The organism is Mesorhizobium sp. P2_A12 (assembly GCF_056405075.1).
In genome coordinates, this window is the sequence record NZ_JBFUCU010000012.1 from 465,093 (window position 1) to 484,393 (window position 19,301).

19 protein-coding genes and 2 tRNA genes are annotated in these 19,301 nt (G+C 61.4%); 10 read left to right on the forward strand and 11 right to left on the reverse strand.

Annotated elements, in window-relative coordinates:
- Positions 1 to 48 precede the first annotated feature (48 nt).
- The 4 genes from erpA (at position 49) to AC1DZU_RS24770 (ending at position 2,014) form a co-directional block, all read left to right on the forward strand.
- The gene (gene erpA, locus AC1DZU_RS24755; RefSeq protein ID WP_027024881.1) at positions 49 to 396 is read left to right on the forward strand and encodes an iron-sulfur cluster insertion protein ErpA; all 348 of its coding nucleotides are present in this window, start codon (positions 49 to 51) and stop codon (positions 394 to 396) included.
- Between the two features lie 2 nt (positions 397 to 398).
- Entirely contained in the window at positions 399 to 794 is a 396-nt protein-coding gene (locus tag AC1DZU_RS24760; RefSeq protein ID WP_477289200.1) for a VOC family protein, read from the forward strand.
- 17 nt (positions 795 to 811) lie between these two features.
- Complete coding sequence (xth, locus tag AC1DZU_RS24765; RefSeq protein ID WP_095087687.1) at positions 812 to 1,606, forward strand: exodeoxyribonuclease III; 795 nt, start codon at positions 812 to 814, stop codon at positions 1,604 to 1,606.
- Positions 1,607 to 1,696: 90 nt separating this feature from the next.
- Positions 1,697 to 2,014, forward strand: coding sequence for a hypothetical protein (locus AC1DZU_RS24770; RefSeq protein WP_477289202.1), 318 nt, complete (start codon positions 1,697 to 1,699; stop codon positions 2,012 to 2,014).
- A gap of 42 nt (positions 2,015 to 2,056) precedes the next feature.
- On the opposite strand, the gene AC1DZU_RS24775 is transcribed toward AC1DZU_RS24770, so the two are convergent.
- From AC1DZU_RS24775 to AC1DZU_RS24785, 3 genes are all read right to left on the reverse strand, one after another.
- A complete protein-coding gene (locus AC1DZU_RS24775; protein WP_095087686.1) occupies positions 2,057 to 2,896 on the reverse strand; it encodes a tetratricopeptide repeat protein in 840 nt (279 codons plus the stop codon).
- On the reverse strand, positions 2,883 to 4,607 hold the full coding sequence (ilvD, locus tag AC1DZU_RS24780) for a dihydroxy-acid dehydratase (RefSeq protein WP_477289204.1): 1,725 nt from the start codon (positions 4,605 to 4,607) through the stop codon (positions 2,883 to 2,885). The genes AC1DZU_RS24775 and ilvD overlap by 14 nt, the downstream gene beginning before the upstream one ends.
- Before the next feature lie 289 nt (positions 4,608 to 4,896).
- Positions 4,897 to 6,174, reverse strand: a complete 1,278-nt coding sequence (locus AC1DZU_RS24785; protein WP_477289206.1) for an OmpP1/FadL family transporter — start codon at positions 6,172 to 6,174, stop codon at positions 4,897 to 4,899.
- 86 nt (positions 6,175 to 6,260) lie between these two features.
- Between AC1DZU_RS24785 and AC1DZU_RS24790 the strand changes: the two genes are divergently transcribed.
- Complete coding sequence (locus tag AC1DZU_RS24790) at positions 6,261 to 6,497, forward strand: hypothetical protein (RefSeq protein ID WP_477289208.1); 237 nt, start codon at positions 6,261 to 6,263, stop codon at positions 6,495 to 6,497.
- A 33-nt stretch (positions 6,498 to 6,530) separates the two neighbouring features.
- Here the strand turns inward: AC1DZU_RS24790 and AC1DZU_RS24795 are convergent, their stop codons facing one another.
- A complete protein-coding gene (locus AC1DZU_RS24795; RefSeq protein ID WP_477289210.1) occupies positions 6,531 to 9,314 on the reverse strand; it encodes a valine--tRNA ligase in 2,784 nt (927 codons plus the stop codon).
- 309 nt (positions 9,315 to 9,623) lie between these two features.
- On the opposite strand from AC1DZU_RS24795, the gene AC1DZU_RS24800 reads away from it, so the two are divergent.
- Entirely contained in the window at positions 9,624 to 10,256 is a 633-nt protein-coding gene (locus tag AC1DZU_RS24800; protein WP_477289212.1) for a bleomycin resistance protein, read from the forward strand.
- Between the two features lie 58 nt (positions 10,257 to 10,314).
- Here the strand turns inward: AC1DZU_RS24800 and AC1DZU_RS24805 are convergent, their stop codons facing one another.
- The 4 genes from AC1DZU_RS24805 to AC1DZU_RS24820 all read right to left on the reverse strand — a co-directional run bounded on the left by AC1DZU_RS24805 (position 10,315) and on the right by AC1DZU_RS24820 (position 13,763).
- Positions 10,315 to 11,142 (reverse strand): PopZ family protein, encoded by an 828-nt coding sequence (locus tag AC1DZU_RS24805; protein WP_477289214.1) that lies wholly within the window; start codon positions 11,140 to 11,142, stop codon positions 10,315 to 10,317.
- 216 nt (positions 11,143 to 11,358) lie between these two features.
- The gene (locus AC1DZU_RS24810) at positions 11,359 to 12,750 is read right to left on the reverse strand and encodes a TolC family outer membrane protein (RefSeq protein ID WP_477289215.1); all 1,392 of its coding nucleotides are present in this window, start codon (positions 12,748 to 12,750) and stop codon (positions 11,359 to 11,361) included.
- Positions 12,751 to 12,930: 180 nt separating this feature from the next.
- Positions 12,931 to 13,599 (reverse strand): protein-L-isoaspartate O-methyltransferase family protein, encoded by a 669-nt coding sequence (locus AC1DZU_RS24815; RefSeq protein ID WP_477289217.1) that lies wholly within the window; start codon positions 13,597 to 13,599, stop codon positions 12,931 to 12,933.
- 90 nt (positions 13,600 to 13,689) lie between these two features.
- Positions 13,690 to 13,763 (reverse strand) — tRNA-Cys (locus AC1DZU_RS24820).
- Positions 13,764 to 13,988: 225 nt separating this feature from the next.
- Between AC1DZU_RS24820 and AC1DZU_RS24825 the strand changes: the two genes are divergently transcribed.
- A complete protein-coding gene (locus tag AC1DZU_RS24825; RefSeq protein ID WP_477289219.1) occupies positions 13,989 to 14,210 on the forward strand; it encodes a hypothetical protein in 222 nt (73 codons plus the stop codon).
- Between the two features lie 18 nt (positions 14,211 to 14,228).
- On the opposite strand, the gene AC1DZU_RS24830 is transcribed toward AC1DZU_RS24825, so the two are convergent.
- Positions 14,229 to 14,486 carry a hypothetical protein gene (locus AC1DZU_RS24830; RefSeq protein WP_184873729.1) on the reverse strand — a complete coding sequence of 86 codons (258 nt, stop codon included), beginning with the start codon at positions 14,484 to 14,486 and terminating at the stop codon, positions 14,229 to 14,231.
- Between the two features lie 224 nt (positions 14,487 to 14,710).
- Between AC1DZU_RS24830 and AC1DZU_RS24835 the strand changes: the two genes are divergently transcribed.
- Positions 14,711 to 14,785 (forward strand) — tRNA-Asn (locus AC1DZU_RS24835).
- Positions 14,786 to 15,529: 744 nt separating this feature from the next.
- On the opposite strand, the gene AC1DZU_RS24840 is transcribed toward AC1DZU_RS24835, so the two are convergent.
- Complete coding sequence (locus AC1DZU_RS24840) at positions 15,530 to 15,913, reverse strand: hypothetical protein (protein ID WP_477289222.1); 384 nt, start codon at positions 15,911 to 15,913, stop codon at positions 15,530 to 15,532.
- A gap of 457 nt (positions 15,914 to 16,370) precedes the next feature.
- Here AC1DZU_RS24840 and AC1DZU_RS24845 point away from each other — a divergent pair, with 457 nt between their 5' ends.
- Positions 16,371 to 16,526 carry an entericidin domain-containing protein gene (locus AC1DZU_RS24845; RefSeq protein WP_111547486.1) on the forward strand — a complete coding sequence of 52 codons (156 nt, stop codon included), beginning with the start codon at positions 16,371 to 16,373 and terminating at the stop codon, positions 16,524 to 16,526.
- 661 nt (positions 16,527 to 17,187) lie between these two features.
- On the opposite strand, the gene AC1DZU_RS24850 is transcribed toward AC1DZU_RS24845, so the two are convergent.
- The gene (locus AC1DZU_RS24850) at positions 17,188 to 17,436 is read right to left on the reverse strand and encodes a hypothetical protein (RefSeq protein ID WP_477289224.1); all 249 of its coding nucleotides are present in this window, start codon (positions 17,434 to 17,436) and stop codon (positions 17,188 to 17,190) included.
- A gap of 1,161 nt (positions 17,437 to 18,597) precedes the next feature.
- Between AC1DZU_RS24850 and AC1DZU_RS24855 the strand changes: the two genes are divergently transcribed.
- The gene (locus AC1DZU_RS24855) at positions 18,598 to 18,810 is read left to right on the forward strand and encodes a Flp family type IVb pilin (RefSeq protein WP_477289226.1); all 213 of its coding nucleotides are present in this window, start codon (positions 18,598 to 18,600) and stop codon (positions 18,808 to 18,810) included.
- The last annotated feature ends 491 nt before the right edge of the window (positions 18,811 to 19,301 follow it).

Consider the following 19,301-nt stretch of genomic DNA (forward strand, 5'->3'; position numbering starts at 1 on the left):
GCTCGCGCTTCATACCTATCATGTGAAACCGAAAGCAAGGTGACGCCCATGGGCGCGGATGCCAAGACTGCCATGAAAGTCGACATGACCGAGGCCGCCGCCAGGCGGATCGCCAAGATTGTCTCTGGCGAAGCTGGCAAGACGGCGCTGCGCGTTTCGGTCGAAGGCGGTGGTTGTTCCGGCTTTTCCTACAAGTTCGACCTGGTCGACACGCGCAACGACGACGACGTCGCCATCGAGAAGGATGGCGCCACGGTGCTGATCGATGATCTATCGCTGGTCTATATGGGCGGCTCGGTGATCGACTTCGTCGACGACCTGATGGGCCAGTCGTTCCAGATCCGGAACCCGAACGCCGTCGCCTCCTGCGGCTGCGGCACGAGCTTCTCCATATAGAAATGTCTGCAATCGGTGCGGTCCGCCAGATCGCGCTGTCGGCAGGACGTGACCTCGACGTAACGCTGGCATTCTGGCGCGATGTGCTCGGTATGGCCGTGCACGCGCGCTTTGATCCGCCGGGCATCGCCTTCATCATGGCCGGCGACGTGCGCTTGCTGTTCACCGACGGCGTACCGGCGGGAACCGTCTATCTCGACATGTCGGGCCTCGACCATTTCCATGCCGAGGCAAAAGCCGCGGGCGTCCCCTTCACAGCGCCGCCGACGCTCGTGCACAACGACATCGAAGGCCAGTTCGGTCCGGCGGGGGAAAGCGAATGGATGGCCTTTCTAAAGGACCCGGCAGGCAATACGATCGGCCTGGTCGAACGCCATCCGCCGCAAGAACCCCACTGAACAGCATCGAGACCGTCATGAAAATCGTCACCTGGAACATCAACGGCGTGCGCGCCCGCATCGGCAACCTGACCCACTGGCTGACCGAGAGCGCGCCCGACATCGTCTGCCTGCAGGAGATCAAGACGCTCGACGACCAGTTCCCGCGCGCCGAGATCGAGGCGCTTGGCTACAATGTCGAGACCCACGGCCAGAAGGGCTTCAACGGTGTCGCCATACTGTCGAAACTGCGCTTCGACGAGGTCACCAGGGGTCTGCCCGGCGACGATGCCGACGAGCAGGCGCGTTTCATCGAAGGCGTTTTCTCGACCGACAAGGGCGCGCTGCGCATCGCCTCGCTCTATCTGCCGAACGGCAATCCGATCGACGACGATAAGAAGTTCCCCTACAAATTATCCTGGATGGAGCGGCTGGAGCGCTGGGCACAGGAGCGGCTGAGGCTGGAAGAGGCCCTGGTTCTGGCCGGCGATTACAACGTCATTCCCGAGCCGATCGACGCCAGGTTTCCGGAGAACTGGCTGGGCGATGCGCTGTTCCAGCCGCAGACGCGGCAGGCTTTCCGCCGGTTGCTCAATCTTGGTTTCACCGAGGCGGTCCGCGCGGTCACCGACAGGCCCGACACCTACACGTTCTGGGACTATCAGGCCGGCGCCTGGCAGAAGAACAACGGCATCCGCATCGACCATCTGCTGCTGTCGCCGGAAGCTGCCAACCGCTTTTCGGCGGCCTCGATCGAAAAGCATGTGCGTGCCTGGGAAAAGCCGTCCGACCACGTGCCGGTGGCGATCGATCTCGCGTTGCAGCCGGCCTGACGGAGAACCCCTGTCCAGCAGGCCCTGACGCTGGACACGCAGGCGTTTGACCTCATATGGCCACATTCCGGCGCATGATGGGGGATCATCATGGCGGCCGGGGTTCCCATGACCATTCGATTTGCTCTTTGTCCGATCGGCTTGGCATTTGCCATGGCCGCGATCGTGCCGGCTTTCGCCGCCCCCGAATGTCTTGCCAATGGAAAATCGTATCCGGTTGGTCAGGTCGCCTGCCTGACGGTCGCCGACCAGAGCCATCTTGCCCGCTGCGACATGGTCCTCAACAACACGTCGTGGACCAAGGTCGGGGACAGCTGTCCTGAAAACACGATGGCGCCGCATCTCCATGTGACGCCGATCTCCACGCCGGCCCCCAGCATGGTGCCGACGGAACCGACCGAGAACTGATCAAAATCAAGCGCTTCCGGTAAGGCCAGCGCAGCCGCGAGACTACTGGTCCGCGCTGCCGCCCTTGGTGAGGATGTCATCGGCCAGCGAGATCGCGGTGCGGCGGTCGGCTTCGCCGGCGGTGGCAAATGCCTCTTCCTGCATGCCGCGGATCCACGGCTGGTCGGCCGGCGAAGCGCGTTCAAGCGCAGCCGTCATCATCGCCAGGCCGCGAACGATCTTGCCGCTCTGGAACAACAAATGGCCGAGCGTCGCCTGGGCGCCGGCATGGCCCTTCTCGGCGGCAAGCTGGAACCAGCGCCCGGCCTGCTTGACGCTGGCCTTCACGCCGCCCTCGCCCTTCAGGAACATCTGACCCATCTCGAACTGCGCGTTCGGATTGCGGTAGTTGGCGGCGGCGCGCATGTAATATTCCTGGGCCGCCACCTCGTTCTCGGTGACCGGGCTGCCTGGAATGCCCTTGCGCAGATAGTCGCCAAGCGCCACCAGCGCGTCCGAGACATAGCTTTCCTCGGGCGAGCCGGGCTCGACGTCCTGGTCGACGATCTCCGAGAAGAACTTGAACGCCTCATAGTCGTCGCGCGCCACGCCGTCGCCCTCGGCATACATGCGGGCAAGCTTCCAGGTGGCGCCGATCTGGCCGTTCTCGGCGGCGTATTTATAGGCCTCGGCGGCCTGTTCCTTGTGGCCGTTCTTGTAGGCGGAAAAGCCGAATTGGAACACCGCCCATGGGCTGGATTGCGGCTTCACGCCGGTCTTGTCGTCGAACACCTTGTCGTCAAAGGCCATAGCCTGGCCCACGGCGCCAAAGGTCGCGCCAAAAGTGGCGAACACGACCAGTGCCGAAAAGACAGACGACCTCAACAACTCAGATGTCCGCATAACAATGTGTTTCTTTCGCACCGCCCGGATGGGTGACCGCGCCATCGCGCGCCGGCCCTACCGTCTGTGCATATTTCCATATCGCGCCCGACTGATAGTCGGTCGTGCGCGCCTTCCAGGTCTTTGCCCTCGCCGCCAGTTCGCTATCGGGCAACGCCACGTCGATCGTGCCGTTCACCGCGTCGATCGAGATCACGTCGCCATTCCTGAGCAGCCCAATCGGGCCGCCCACCGCTGCCTCTGGCCCGACATGGCCGATGCAGAAACCGCGCGTCGCGCCCGAAAAGCGCCCGTCGGTGATCAGCGCCACCTTGCCGCCCATGCCCTGCCCGTAGAGGGCTGCCGTCGTCGACAGCATCTCGCGCATGCCTGGGCCGCCGCGCGGCCCCTCGTAACGGATGACGAGCACCTCGCCTTCCCTGTAATTGCGCTTCGTCACCGCTTCGAAACATTCTTCTTCCGAATCGAAGCAGCGCGCCGGGCCGGAGAACTTCAGCTCCGACATGCCTGCGACCTTCACGATCGCGCCTTCAGGGGCGAGGTTTCCCTTCAACCCCACGACACCGCCGGTTTGGGTAATAGGTGTGTTGGCCGGGCGGACCACATCCTGATGTTCATTCCAGGCAACGTGCTCCATATTTTCGGCCAAAGTGCGGCCGGTCACCGTCATGCAGTCGCCATGCAAATAGCCGTGGTCGAGCAGCGTCTTCATCAGGAGCGGAATGCCGCCTGCCTCGAACATGTCCTTGGCGACATATTTGCCGCCCGGCTTGAGGTCGGCGATGTAGGGCGTCTTCTCGAAGATTTTCGCCACGTCGAACAGGTCGAACTTGATGCCGGCCTCGTGGGCGATCGCCGGCAGGTGAAGTGCTGCGTTGGTCGAGCCGCCGGTGGCCGAAACCACGGTCGCCGCATTTTCCAGCGCCTTCAACGTGACGATGTCGCGCGGCCGGATGTTCTTGGCGATCAGTTCCATGATCTTTTCGCCCGAGGCGAAATTGAAACGGTCGCGCATCTCGTAAGGCGCTGGCGCACCGCAGGAATAGGGCAGCGCCAGGCCGATCGCCTCGGCGACGGTGGCCATGGTGTTGGCGGTGAACTGGGCGCCGCAGGAGCCGGCCGAGGGACAGGCGGCCTGCTCGATTTCAAGCAGCTCGGTGTCACTGATCGCGCCGACCGAATGCTGGCCGACCGCCTCGAACACGTCCTGCACGGTGATCTGGCGGCCGCGATAGCTGCCGGGCAGGATCGAGCCGCCATAGATGAAGATCGACGGCACGTTGAGACGCACCATGGCCATCATCATGCCGGGCAGCGACTTGTCGCAGCCGGCCAGGCCAACCAGCGCGTCGTAGCAGTGGCCGCGCATGGTGAGTTCGACCGAATCGGCGATGACCTCGCGCGACACCAGCGACGACTTCATGCCCTGGTGGCCCATGGCGATGCCGTCGGTGACTGTGATGGTGCAGAATTCGCGCGGCGTGCCGTTGGCGGCCGCGACGCCCTTCTTGACCACTTGCGCCTGGCGCATCAGCGAAATGTTGCAGGGCGCGGCCTCGTTCCAGCAGGACGCGACGCCGACCAGCGGCTGCGCGATCTCGGCCGCCGACAATCCCATCGCATAGAGATAGGAACGGTGCGGTGCACGCGCCGGACCGACGGTCACATGGCGGCTCGGGAGCTTGGCCTTGGAAATAACTTTGGCGTCCATACTCTTCCTTGCCGCGGGCGGTGCGGCCTGCCCCATCGCCGAGCCTTTGGCGCGTGTCCCGAGACAAGATCGAGGTGCGCCGGGTTTATGGCGGGAAATGGGCAATTTCCCTAGCCTGACTTTTAGCGCAGGGGTTGTTCAGAAAGTGTTGCCAAAACGTCACAATCGCACGAGGCGAAAGCGCTGCGGCTTATCTGCAACGCAGCGTGGATGCCAGGTCCCAAACGGCGCCGGCCCAAACAAAAAAAGCCGGGCAATGCCCGGCCTTTTTTCTTTTCACTTCAGATGGTTACCACTTGACCTTCAAGGAAGTTGAGATCGCCGAAACAAGATCATTGCCAAAGTCTGCCGTGTATTCGGTACCGTAGGTAACGCCGTCACTGCCGACGACCGAATGGATCGATCCGCTGGTAAGCACGCCCAGCGCGCCACCGAGACGAACTTCGATGTTCTGGGTCGGCGTGTAGGCCACGCCGCCGCTCACCGTCCAGGTGTCGGTCTGCGCGCTCAGGCCGGTGGTCGTACCACGATCCCAGGTGAGAACCGCCGCCCCGCTCCACTGATCGTTGAATTTATGGCCGATGCCGCCGGAAACCGTCCAACCATCGCGATAGAGCAAATCAAGCGAGGTGGCGCGTACAGGGCTGGTCGTCGTGCAGGCAATGAGCCCCTGGGTCGAGGTCGGGCAGAACGGAATGCTCTGCAGATCGCTCCAATTCACCCACTTGATGGATCCAAAAGCCAACCAGCCGGGAGCGATGCCTGACTGAAGCTTGAGTTCAACAGAGTCCGGAACCTGCGAAGAACCATAGACGTCAGTGACGTTGCCCAGAAGCGGATTTGCGGGATTGATAAGCCCAGGCACCTGGGTCAAATCAAGCGTTCCGCTCAAATTGTCGAGCTTGACCGACGAATTGTAGACCAGGCTGGCGCGCAAAGCGATGTCCGGGATCTCATAGGCGACACCAGCACGCCATCCCCATCCATCCCCTTCGAGATCAAGGCGGCCAATGCCTGTGCCGAGAAAGGCGGGAATGGGAGCAACCAACTGTTCCTTGAAACCCGAAACATCCTCATGGAACACGCCGCCGATGAAGCGAAACTGACCTTTGCTGAGGTCCATTTTGTAAGAACAGGTCGCGCTAAAGGCTTTGCTCTCTACCTTCGTCTCGACATTGCTTTGTGCACCCGCCCAGTTCGCACCAGGATTGCTGAAGGCACCGATCGGCTGGGAGTAGTCGCCCAGGCAATCGACCGGTCCCATGCCGATCTTGATGCCGCCGTAGGGCACCCAATAGCTTTCGGTATCGCGCGCCGTGCTGGATTTGCCAAGCGCATTGAGATTGCCGTCGGTTGGATCCGTATCCGTTGCATTCTTCAGGTCCCGCTGCGGCATCACATAGGTGCCGGAAAGCTCGCCTGTGACCTGCGCCGGATCGAACAGCAAGTCGATGTCGTAGCCGCCGCGCTCCAGGCCGCCAGCATGCGCCGAGTTCATCGCCGTCCCGATCAAAGCCAGCGAAAAGCACCCCGCCCCCAGCAGTGCTTTATGTCGCAAAATAGTCATGAATGTCCTCCCCGAATTCGAGTGCGCCAAGCTAGAGCCAATTCAGGTTAACGGTGCAATAACGAATTCCTGGGGCGTACATGTACATGTTCGCCAAGCGCATTTTCGACACAAAACAAGCCACTGCCGTTAGCCCAAAAACCGCTTCCGGAGTGTGTGCCGCCCTCAAAACGCGAGAAAAATCCGCCCAAAAGGCTCAAAAATATATGTTTTTGGGGATCCAGGGCCCCATTGTTACATTATGGCAACAATGGGGCCAAAACTTTCCGTTTACGTCAACATTAACGCAGCGGAATGCCTATTTTCGAGGCAAGAAGGTCTGATTTCGAAGCCGCCGAGGCGCCACGAATCTGCCCTCAACCAGCGTCGCGAACCCTCGTCAACGCCACCGAAAGCTTGTCCTGCGCGTCGCGGTACTCAGCGAGCTTTTCGCGCTCGGCATCGACGATCTCGGCCGGCGCGCTGGCGACGAATCTCTCGTTCGACAGCTTCTTGTGCAGGCGCGCGATTTCCTCGGTCACCTTGGCCAGTTCCTTCTGCAGCCGTGCCGCTTCGGCGGCGAGATCGATCAGGCTGCCAAGCGGCAGGCAGATCGTCGCCTCGTTGAGCACGATCTGCGCCGAGCCTTTTGGCGCGACATCGGCCAGCGAGATGTCGCCGACCCGCGCCAGCCGCTTGATCGCCGAGTCTTCGCGAACAAGCCGTTCGCGGGTCACCTCGTTGGCGCCGACCACGACCAGCGGCGCGATCGCCGCCGGCGGCACGTTCATCTCCGAGCGCACCGAGCGGATGCCCGAGACGAGATCGACCAGCCAGTTGATGTCGGCGGCAGCCTCTGCGTCCTCGAAGTCCGGCGACGGCCACGCCGCATGGCACAGCAGCGAGGCGCGTTCCTTGCCTTCGCCAGCGGTCTGCGCCCACAGTTCCTCGGTCATGAACGGCATCATCGGATGCAAGAGCTTGTAGATCTCGTCGAGCACGAAGGCGACGCAGGCGCGGCTTTCGGCCTTGGCCGCCTCGTCCGTGCCCATGAACACCGGCTTCAGGAGTTCCAGGTACCAGTCGCAGAACAGGTTCCAGACGAACCGGTAGGCCGACCCAGCCGCCTCGTTGAAGCGGTATGAGGTGATGCCGTCGGTGATCTCGCGCGCCGCCCGTGTCAGTTCGGTGAGGATCCAGCGGTTGACCGCAAGCTTGGCATCGTTCAACCAGAAATCGTCGTTGCGCGCGACTTCGTTCATCTCGGCAAAGCGCGTCGCGTTCCACAGCTTGGTGCCGAAATTGCGATAGCCGGCGATGCGCGCCGGATCGAGCTTCACGTCACGGCCTTGCGCCGCCATCACCGTCAGGGTGAAACGCAACGCGTCGGCGCCATATTCGTCGATGAGGTCGAGCGGATCGATGACGTTGCCTTTCGACTTCGACATCTTCTGGCCGTTCTTGTCGCGCACCAGCGCATGGACATAGACCGTGTGGAACGGCTCCTCGTCCATGAAATGCAGGCCCATCATCATCATGCGGGCGACCCAGAAGAAGATGATATCGAAGCCGGTGACCAGCACGTCCGTCTGGTAGTAGGTCTTCAGCTCGGGCGTCTCATCGGGCCAGCCCAACGTCGAGAACGGCCACAGCGCCGACGAGAACCAGGTGTCGAGCACGTCCTCGTCGCGGATCAGGATCTCGCCCGGCTTGAAGTTCTCGAGCTTGTCTTCGACCCAGGCCTTCCACGGCCCTTCCAGCGCCAGATAATATTCGATCGCCGCACCCAGCGCCTCTTCTTCGGTCTTCTCGACGAAGACGCGCCCGTCCGGACCATACCAGGCCGGAATCTGGTGACCCCACCACAGCTGGCGCGAGATGCACCAGGGCTGGATGTTTTCCATCCAGTCGAAATAGGTCTTCTCCCAGTTCTTCGGCACGAAATTGGTTCGCCCCTCGCGCACCGAGGCGATCGCCGGCTTGGCCAGTTCCGCCGCGTTGGCATACCATTGCTCGGTCAGGAACGGCTCGATCGGCACGCCGCCGCGGTCGCCATGGGGCACCGCATGGCGATGCGGTTCGACCTTTTCCAGGAAGCCGCCTTCTTCGATCAGCTCGACGACCTTCTTGCGCGCGACGAAGCGGTCGAGGCCGTTGAGTTCATCCCAGACCGCCTGACGCTCCGGCGTCACCTCGAGACCGGCGAGAAAATCCTCATTGTCCTTGAGGCTTATCGCCGCCGCGACGGTGAGGATGTTGATCGCCGGCAGCTTGTGGCGCTTGCCGACCTCGAAATCGTTGAAGTCATGTGCCGGCGTGATCTTGACCGCACCAGAACCCTTCTCCGGATCGGAGTACTCATCAGCCACCACCGGGATCTTGCGGCCGACGATCGGCAGGACGATGTTCTTGCCGACCAGATGCCGGAAACGCTCGTCGTCGGGGTGCACGGCAACGGCCGTATCGCCCAGCATTGTCTCGGGGCGCGTCGTCGCTACGGTGATGAAGGTTTTCGGATTTTCCGGGTCGAAGATCTGGCCCTCGATGGGATAGCGGAAGTGCCAGAGATTGCCGTTGACCTCGTGCTGCTCGACCTCGAGATCGGAGATCGCGGTGAGCAGCTTGGGATCCCAGTTCACAAGGCGCTTGTCCTTGTAGATCAGCCCCTCCTTGTAGAGCGTGACGAACACTTCGAGCACCGCCTTGGACAGGCCCTCGTCCATGGTGAAGCGTTCGCGCGACCAGTCGGCCGAGGCGCCGAGCCGCTTCAGCTGGTTGAAGATCGCCCCGCCCGATTCGTCCTTCCACTCCCACACTTTTTCGATGAACTGCTCGCGCGTCAGGTCGCGGCGGTGGATCTGCTTTTCCATCAGCTGGCGCTCGACCACCATCTGCGTGGCGATGCCGGCATGGTCCATGCCCGGCTGCCACAGCACGTTCTTGCCGCGCATGCGCTCGAAGCGCACCAATATGTCCTGCAGCGTGTTGTTGAGCGCGTGGCCCATATGCAGCGAGCCGGTCACGTTCGGCGGCGGGATGACGATGGTGAAGGCTTCCGCCCCCTCCTCGGCCCCGGCGCCGGCGCGGAACGCGTCGGCCTCTTCCCAGACTTTGGCGATCTTCGGCTCGACGGCTTTTGCGTCGTAGGTCTTTTCAAGCATGGGAAAATGGTCCGCGCTGTCGGGAGTTTTGCTGGTCCGGTGTAAATCGGAAGGTTTTGACCAAGTCAACCGCAGGGGCTGCCTCGGACCCTCAACGTCAAATAGATACGGCCTGGATCAGGTCAAGGAGACCCACTTCCGTTCCGTCGATCAGATTGGCAGGGCCTGTTCCTCGGGGAAAGCCGCAGCGCGCCACGCCTTGACCGGCAGGTGCCGCCGCAATACGCTGCCAACGCTGCTGTAGGGCGCATCGGCTTCCGGCCGGAGGGGCATTGCCCGCCTACGCCACCTCAACCCTGCAACGCGCCCATGCCGACCCTCGAACACCACAAGAAACAGGCCAAGCTCTATCTCAAATGGCATCGCGAGCGGTACTATCCCGTCGCCGCTGTGATTGGATGGCTCTTGCCGCGTTTTCGCGATCTCAGCGACAGCCAGATCCTCGATCACGGCTTCAAGCTTGCCGATGCCCAGGAACTCGTCGCCAGGAAGTCAGGTTTCGAGAGCTGGCAGGCGCTGAAGGAAGGCCTTCAAACCGTGACCGATCGTGCAGCGACAGACGCCGCAAAACCGTCTCTCGCCTTTGCCGAACCGCAGCTCTTTGTCTGCGACATCACAGCGGCCTGTGATTTCTACCGGCAAAAGCTAGGCTTCGAGACGCGCTTCACCTATGGCGAGCCACCCTTCTACGCCCAGATCATCCGCGATGGCGTGCGGCTCAACCTGCGCCATGTCGACAAGCCGCCATTAGCCGCCAATTCGACCGATGACCTGCTGGCGGCGACCATCGTTCTCGACAACATCAAGGCGCTGTTCCTGGAGTATCAGGCGGCCATGGCCCCGTTCCACCAGACATTGCGAACCGAACCCTGGGGCGCCCGCACGTTCATCGTCAGGGATCCCGACGGCAACCTCATTTGCTTCGCGACCAGCGCGGGCTGACCTCATCGACAAAAACGCCGCCTCACGGGCGGCGTTTCGAGGGTGATGGCAATTGAGACTACTGCGCCCCGCGCGCCACGCGCTCGATTTCCTCGCGCACCAGCCTTTCGACCAGTGTCGGCAGATTGTTGTCGAGCCAATCCTGCAGCATCGGCCGCAGCATCTCTTCGGCCATCTCGTCGAATGTCTTCTTGCTGCGACTGGCAAACGCATCGGAAAGCTCGCCAAAGGCGGCGGCAACCTGCCGGCCCGTCTGCTCGGAAACGATGGCCGGACGCGGCGCATCGCTGGCCACCGCCGGTCGCATCACGCTTGCGCCTGGATGAGACGGCTCGGGGGCTGCTTCGGCAGCCGGTTCGTCTCTCGGAGCCTCCACCGGCGGCTGGACAACCGGCTTAAGGGCCTCGCCTCTGTCCGTCACCGCTTTGGCCTGCTCACCAACAGCGGCGATCTCGCTCCGCCAATCGGCAACGGGGGCGTCGGCGACAGGACGCGCTACCGGCGCGTCGGCGATGACCGGCGGCGGCGGCTCGGCGGCAACCCGGGCGCTGACTTCTGCAAGTGTCATCGATGGCTTTGCCGGGGCGGGTTCCGGGCGCGTCGGCTTTTCCATCCGCGCGATCACCGGCTCGACGGCCGGCATTTGTGCCTGGACTTCCGCCAGCGTCACCGGCTTCTTGATCTCTGGAGCGGCCTGCAGGTCGGCTCGGAATGCCTCGACGTCGGCAACTGCACCGGCGCTCGCCGCCGGCTCCAGATCCTGGCGCAGCTCATCGGCGTCGCCGGGCTGCTTGCGGCCGCCGTCGCTGTCCTCGATGATCCTCCTGATGGAAGCCAGTATCTCTTCCATGGAAGGTTCGCGCTGTGCGCTGCTTGCCGTTGCCATCGTCACATCCGCCGCCCTTGTGACCCGTTGCAGATTTCCGCTCCGGCAAGGCCGGATCGAATCATGACGACAGCGTAACCGACGGATCGCCGCACGAGAATCCCCAATCTGGGGACTTGTGGGATTTCAACAGATTAGACCAGATCCCAAACCGATGGGCAGCGAGGCCCAGGAGCATGCTCTACCAGGAGGACCGAAAAGTCCGAGCCGAACCTCTCAGCGGCCGTCCGGCGTGCGCAGGCCGATCCATTTGTCCTTGACCGCGTTGTAGTGCTCTTCAGGTCTGTACTTCGTCACCTGCAGGCCAAGGCGGTCGACGGACAGGCGGCCAGTCGCCTGCAGGATGGCATAGCTCGCCACCACCACATCATGTTCAAAGCTGGCCTGGTTGATCTCGGCGGTGATGACCGTTGCCTGTGCGTTGAGGACATCGAGCGTGGTGCGCTGGCCGACATTGCGTTCTTCAATGACGCCGCTCAGTGCCAGCTTCGCGGCCTCGATCACTTGCCTGTTGGCGGTGACTTGTTGCTGCGCGGCGGTGTACTCGGTCCAGGCGGCGGTGACGGCCTGGCGCACCTGGTCGCGGCTGACGTCGACCTCGATGCGGGCCTGGCTGAGCGATTCCTTATCCTGGCGCACGATCGCCGATTTACGGCCACCGGAATAGATCGGGATGCTCAGCGTGGCCCCGATGTTGGCCGAATTGGTGGTGCCGTCCTGCGACGCGAAGGCGCCCGGTACAGTGTTGCGATAAGCGCTCGAAACACCCGCGCTTGCAGTCAGCTGCGGCAGCAGCGCGCCTTCGGCCGACTTCACCGAAAACGCGGCAGCGTCGACCAGATGCTGGGTAGCAAGGATGGCCGGATGCTCGTTCGCGGCCACCTCGACGGCAGCTGCGAGGCTCGACGGCAACAGTTTTGCCACCGGGGAAGCGGCTTTGAGCTTGCCCGGTTCGTCGCCGACGATCTGGCGATAGCTTGCGGCACTGGCCAGCGCTTGCGCACGGGCGGCGCTCAACGATGCCACGGCGGCGGCCCGCGAAGCGTCGGCCTGCGCGACGTCGGTGCGCGTGCCTTCACCAACCTCAAAACGCGAACGCGCCGCGCGCGCCGTCTCGGTCAGGAATTGCAGGTTCTGCTCGGTCAACACGGCGATCTGGCGGTCGCGAATCACGTTCATATACGCCTGGGCCGCGCTGAACAGGGTGTTCTCTTCGGTGTTGCGCAGGGTTTCGACAGAAGCGCGGACCTGCGCTTCGGCGGCGGCGACATTGTTCCTGGTCTGAAAACCGTCGAACAGCGTCTGATTGATCTGGACGCCAAAATTGCCGGTGGTCAGCCGCACGCTTGAATTCGTGCCGTTGAGATGGCTGCTGGAATAGTCGATGTCCGCCGACCCGTTGATGGTCGGGCGCCATCCTGACTTGGCGATGGCGACGCTCTCGTCGGTGACGCGGACGCCGGCCCGGGCCGAATTCAGCGAAGAATTGTACTGATAGGCCTTTGCCAGCGCACCAAGGATCGATTCCGCCGAGGCCGAGAATGGAGAAAGCGCGGTCGCGGAAACGAGGACGGCGGCGAAAAGACTCTTGCGTATAGGCAGGACCATGTATCCCTCATTCGTTGTCCATGGGAACCACGCCACACCGGCTTCTCCTTCATGAGCAGCCGGCGCCGCGTGTTCAATGTTCCCTGCTGCTCAGCCCCAAAGTGCCCCCAGTTTTGTGGATCAGCAACGATTTCAAACTCAAGCGACCATGACAACGCCTATCCTGCAAGGCAAAATCATTCAGAATTCGAAGGCGCGAATACGTTCAAATCCCGGTAGTGGCTTAATTGCCGCATTAAATGCGCGTCTTCCGGTTACAACCCCCCCCGCTTTAAAAAAAAGTCGGGCCACGCCGGAATTGCCCTGGCCTTCGACGGCGACGAGTCGGCCTCCTTCGGCAAGCTGGTCGAGCAGCGGGGCCGGCACGTCCGCGACGCTGCCGCCAATGAAGATGACGTCATAGGGCGCGTGGGCGGCATGTCCTTGCGGCAACGCCCCCTGGACAACGGTCACATTGCCGCAGCCCAGCGATGAAAGCGTCGATCTGGCGGTCTCAGCCAGCGCCGAATCGCTTTCGAGCGCCACCACGGACTTCGCGAGCCGAGACAGGATAGCCGAGGCATAGCCGGTGCCGCAGCCGACATCGAGCGCCGAATCGGCCGGGCTGATCTCGGCCAGTTGCATGAGCTTGGCCAGCGGCGAGGCTTCCATGAGATAGCGCGCGCCGTCCGCGCCGGCGGCAATGCGGATGTCCTCGTCGATATAGGCGAGATCGCGCTGTTCGGCGCCGACAAAGAGCTCCCTTGGCACGACAAGCATCGCTTCGAGCAATGGCGCGCTGGTCACATCGGTGGTGCGAACCTGGCCGTCGACCATCTTGACGCGAAGCTCGGAGAAATCAGCGCTCATGTTCCAACCAATCCGCTTGCCGCGCCAGAACCGCGGTTCATTACGATCGGAACTTCAGGCCCCAGCGCTGGTGCGCGGGGGCCCGGGCATTGGAGGCCTCGCCCGGAATCGAACCGGGGTGCAAGGATTTGCAGTCCTCTGCGTAACCACTCCGCCACGAGGCCTCATTGCTCCCGGCGTTCCACCCGGTTCCAATAGGTTGCGGCGAAAATGCCGTCAAGCGGCCACCCGTGCATTCCGAACGGTTTCCTCTCGCCGGTTTGGGCAGCATCCCGTCAAATCCCACGCCCGGGCCTCACGACGATACGTTAGCTGCTCGTTAAGCATGGCTCGACACCGGAAGAAACTCATTCAGCAGCCCATACGTTGAACACGGCGGGAGACATGCCATGCGTCGGACAACGGCAGCAAAAGGCAAGGCAGAGGACAAGAATAATGCGGCGTCCGGCCTGTCGCTGCCGCAGTGCGAAGAGCTTTTGCGCTACGCCATTGACCGCCTGTGTATCGGGAGCGCGAGCAGCCTGTTGCCGCATGACCGGGCAAAGCTCGCCTCGGCGGCTGCGATTCTCAAGCAGATCCGCGAAGCGCTGGAAGAGCACGCCGGCCTCTGAGGCCGCGCGCTGTCGACCTCAATCCGGTCGGCGGCGCCGTTCCCACCAGACAACGAAGCGGCGCCGGTGGCGTCGGACCATGGCGAATTCATAGGACAGCACCAGCAATCCGAGCGGCACCATCCAGAAGCCGAGGATCGGCAGGAAACCGAGAATGCCGCCGATGGTCAGCACGATGCCGATGGTGATTCTGAGCCCGCGCGAGCGCGGCATTTTGAACTCACGCCCGAAAACCGAGATTTTCCGCGCTGGCATCTGGTTGTCTTGTGCTGTCATCGTCTCGAAAGATTAACCCTTTTGACCGTTCAGGAGCACCGTTGAATCTAAGCCGCAACCGCGCTTTCGGTTCCATATCCCCAGCAAGACGGCTAATATGAGGGCATCCGCGAACGATTGCGAGAAACGCCTGAGCAAAAAAGCCTCGGAAAAATGCGAAATGCTTCTTTGCAAAGCGGAAAAGGGTTTGCTATAGGCTGCGCCACTCACATGAGAGCCTCTGTTCCCCGGTAGCTCAGTGGTAGAGCAACCGGCTGTTAACCGGTTGGTCGCTGGTTCGAATCCGGCCCGGGGAGCCAACATTTCCAAGGGTTTCAGAGTTTTCAGGAACAGCCGGAAATCGGCTTATGTACGGTATATGTACGCAACTCGACTTCGCTAGGCATCGCAATTGGCGTCGGGATTGCAGTGGGCCGCGCCCTCGCCGGCTGATTGCGGTGCCAACTCTTTCCTGCGATTATTGGCGAGAGGGGGCGGCGATGATTATTAAAGGCTCGATTGTCGGATGCTTGCCGGTTCTGATACCGCTGCCGGCATTGGCTGGGGGTGTCGGTGGTCTGACGTTAACTTCGACCTGCGACCAATATAACGAGTCATCGGGTTCGAACCGCGCTGGCTTCGTCCACGACTTGATCGCCGGAACAAGTGCCGCAACGGGCAAAGACTACCAATCCCATCGCGTTGACATTCAAGCGTGCGTTGCAGCGACGTTCGCCCCACCCTGCGTGACGGGACCAACGACCATCCGCGAAGTGTTGGCCGCTTGCATCCTGATGGTAGGCAACTAAACCGAGGCCCGCCACCGTGGGGGCAGCGGGCGGGATAAGAAATCGCCCACCACGGTTTCCGCAGCGGGCGCTAGTTCGGGAGGAGGTCCGGGCGTCCCCTTTTGCCCGTGAACAACGGTACGCCTCGCTTGGCTGGATAATAAGCTCGCTCCGGTTGAAGCTCTGCATATTCAAGCTGCGTGACTTTTCTGCCACAAGAAGAAAGCCCGCCACCGTAGGCAGCGGGCCAAAGGCGGCAAAATTTGCCGGGTTTGATCAGTTCATTGGCGAATGCGACTTGCCCAGCAGGCGGTCCGCTGCTTCCCGTGATCCTGTCGACTGCGCCATCGCCACCATGGTGTCGGCCGTGACGATGAACTTCGCCACGCAGATCTTCTCTAGGCCTTCGTAGCCGCGCTGGTAGGCGAAGTATGAGACGCGAAAGAGACCGGCCGAGACCTCTTCGATGCGCCCCACGCCCTGCACAAATGTGTCGAGCTGGATTTGTAAGGATGGGCGGGCTTGACCGATCGAACCCCGGCCGCGAAGCTCATTTTCGGGCCGCCAGAATGCGGGCTTCCCGGTGGCAGGAGAGGCATGATTGTCGAGCGGCAATGGGTCCAGCACGCGAAAGACTTGATACGCGAGCTCACCGGCCATGAAGATCCGGACGAAAGCACTATCAGCCGGATCATAGAGCGCTAGGCGCTACCAGAGCCCGGAGGATGGCCGGTGCGGCTTTGGAGGCTCAGGAAGGCTTAGGCTCAGGTTCAGGAGGCGGCGCGTTCGGGTCGGGGCAATCAGACGATTGCTCACACGGAGAGGGCCTATCGCCAACGCCGCCATAGCGTTCCACAAGTTTTGCGAAGCCGTAGGCGAAGGCGGACAGAAGCGCCAGGATAACCACTATTCGGACGGCCATACGGGATTGTAGCAGCATCATCCCGCGTTGGATGCCGTAATCCGCCGCGCTAACGCCAACCCACAAGATGCTGCGAGACCTGGTCGACTAAGCGAGAACGGAGTCTGGTTTCCTCTTTTGTGTCTTGGCCATGGAACCAGCTGAGCTCGCTTCCGTTGCTGTAGGGCGAGTCTACCGAGAGAGGGATAAACCGTTATGAAAACATCTACATATGCAGTTATCGCGCTGCTCGCCAGTGCGCTTTTGGTATCGGCCTGCGCAAACACGATCCGTGGCGTCGGCAAGGATGCCGCCAACACCGTCAACGCTACCCAGAACGCCGGTAAGAGAGTTGCCACCGCCGCGAACTAGCCTCGCGGTGCTCTGCCCACGTGAAATGGCCGCCATGATTGGGCGGCCTTCTTCTTTTTCAGGCCGAAGCGCGGACGGGCACCTGCCGCGTAGGAAAAAATCTAGAGGGATGCTAATGTTCCCTCAAGTCGGTCCACCCCCCGCTTTGTCCATGGTGGTTTGGCGAGCCTGTTGTTTACCTGCTGCGACGTGGTTTGGCGGCGGCCAGCTTGTCTCGCTTGCCCTCTCTAGTTCCAACAATCTGATGTAGTAGGTATCAAAGGCCTCGCTGTTCTTTCGCTCCTTTCTCAGGAGATAAGGATACGACAGCGCAAAGGCCAAAATCGTGATTAAGCAGATCGGGCCCGCCATGTGGTTGCTGCCTGCAAGCCAATAGAAAACTGCAACCACGCTGCCGGCTATCGTCGCCCCCGCCACACTCCCCCAGATAGGATCAAATCTTGGCGGCGGTGCTACCGTGTCTGCCCGTCGTCGGGCCTTGAAGCTAACGTGCGCAGCATCCAATCTGACAATTCCCGTTTATCGACGCAAATGACCGGCGCAGGGGTTGCTTGGGGAAGCGAAGCCGCACCGGCCACTTTTGCGAGAAAGCCCCGCGCTGAGAAATGTATATTGTATTAGAGGTCGCGCAATTAAGACTGAAGTCCCTCGTTTAATGGCCCTAAAGACCCACGTAATGAGCCAACCGCTTGCAGTGAAAGAACACCGGCCGGCGGTCGCGGCCAGCGGCCTTGCAATCCGAGCAGCCGAAGAGCCGGACCAGATCCCAATGCATCGAACCATGGTCCGGCCCGAGCCTGTCTATCAGCGCCTGGATGTCGAGCTTTGTCATTTTGCAGCACGCCGGATGCTCGCAATTGACGTACATCGTTTCGCGGGCGGCCAGGGTGTCGGCGAGGGTCTTTGACATGGCGATCTCCGTTGAAGGGGGGCTCGCCGCAACGGGAGGATTATATTCCTGATCTCAATGGCGCTGGCAAACCGCCTCTCTGGACTCTCACTCGCAATGGAAGCATTCTGCCCTCCGGGGAGAGAGGGGCGCGTGGGCAAAGGCCAGGGACTTCAACGCGGCAACCAAGCTGCTCGCTGGCGAAGACAACAGCGAGCTTTGGCTGCCCCGCGCGTCGCGGTTCCGGTTTACACGCCTAAGGACTATCCTCTTATCCGAGAGCTTCCTGGCACCGACGATATGCCCGCGACCTGGAAAGAGTGGGCCGTGCTTTTCGAGGCAACACAGAAAAGCGAATGCACGTACGTCCGTATGTTTTCGACAACGTCCGCATCAGACCTGACCTGCTCAAAGCATGGCTGGACGCCAATTCGCTTTCAGCATCGGAGCGTTCGAGACAACTCTACGCACAGGAACTGCATGATGCGCGAAAAGCTCAACGAAGAGCGTTGGAACAGGAGAGGCTTGCCCGAGAAGCATCTGAGAGAATGGCAGCGAATAGACCGCCACCCCCAGCCCCACCAGACTACCCGCCCTGGGTGGACAAAGTGGTTGACTTCATGCGTTCCTTGATCAGCTTTCGGAGGCAGCCCCCGTCCAGTCGGCATTGAAACCTCCGGAGCCTCGCCAGCGCGCGTTTCTCTCCGCCGCTGTCCTACGCCACCCAAACGTCTCGCGCGTCCTGGCGCCCGCCTGTGGCCAGCCGCATGCACTGCCGGGCCATGCCGGGGGGAAAGCCCTTGCTGCTTGTCCAGCCATGGGCCGTGCCTCGCTGTGGAGTGCGCGGATATTGCATAAGCATCGACTTATGCGCAAGGCCGTCACGCATCAGCGCCATGCCTCAACCGCTGCACGAACATATAATCCGATATGATGAGCCCAAACGGATGCTTGAAATAGGCCGAGATGGTTAAGCGCACCGGATAGCGATATATTTTCAGTTACTTGTAATGGTGACGAGCGTGAATTTTCATCGTTTCAAAAATGCCCCAAGGTTAACAGTGAGTTAAATTCCCTTTGACTCGGCATATTAGCAGGAACAGATTTAATGCCGGGACCGGGGGATGAGCACCTACAGGGGCACCTCTGTCCGGGTAAGTAGGGTGTAACAGGGGTAATCACATGAAGAAGCTCATTAGCATGGCCAAGGCATTCCAGGACGACGAGTCCGGCGCTGCCATGGTTGAATATTCGATCCTCGTCGGCATCATCGCAGGCGCGGCGATCCTCATCATCGTCGGTATCGGCCTGTGGGTGAACGGTCGCTTCACCGGCCTCTGCACGGCAATGCAGGGCAGCGGTATCGGCACCTGCGGCGCGGGCGTCGGCAGCTAATATCGAGACAAGCGCGCTGCCGTCGATTGAACCCGTCGGCGCGTTGTCGATGGCGCGGCATTCAGCTTACTTGCTTCGGCTGGGGACCATCCATCGTAAAGAAGAGGCTGGCGTCAATAGCGCCGGCCTCTTTTCTTATTGGAATTGGCGTCGGATTCCGCTGTAGCGCATGCAGGCGAGCGAGGAAGCGATTCATCCGTGCAGGTGCTCGGCCGTGTCACGGTCGAAGCCAGTACGGTCGAGTTGGTGAGTAAAATTCCGACGGCCGACAGATGCGGAACCGCTGCGCACAAGCGTTGGAAATGCCATTAACCCTTTATTAACGATCAACTTGCCGCTCTGGTCGGCGGGTGCTTCTATGCCTCGATGCGTGGGATAGCGGCGGGGCTGCCGGTACTAATGGCCCGAAGCGATCTTGTGGGAGCGCCGAATTGTTCACCGACTACTATGAACTTCTGGAAATCAGTCCGAACGCCAACTCGGAAACGATA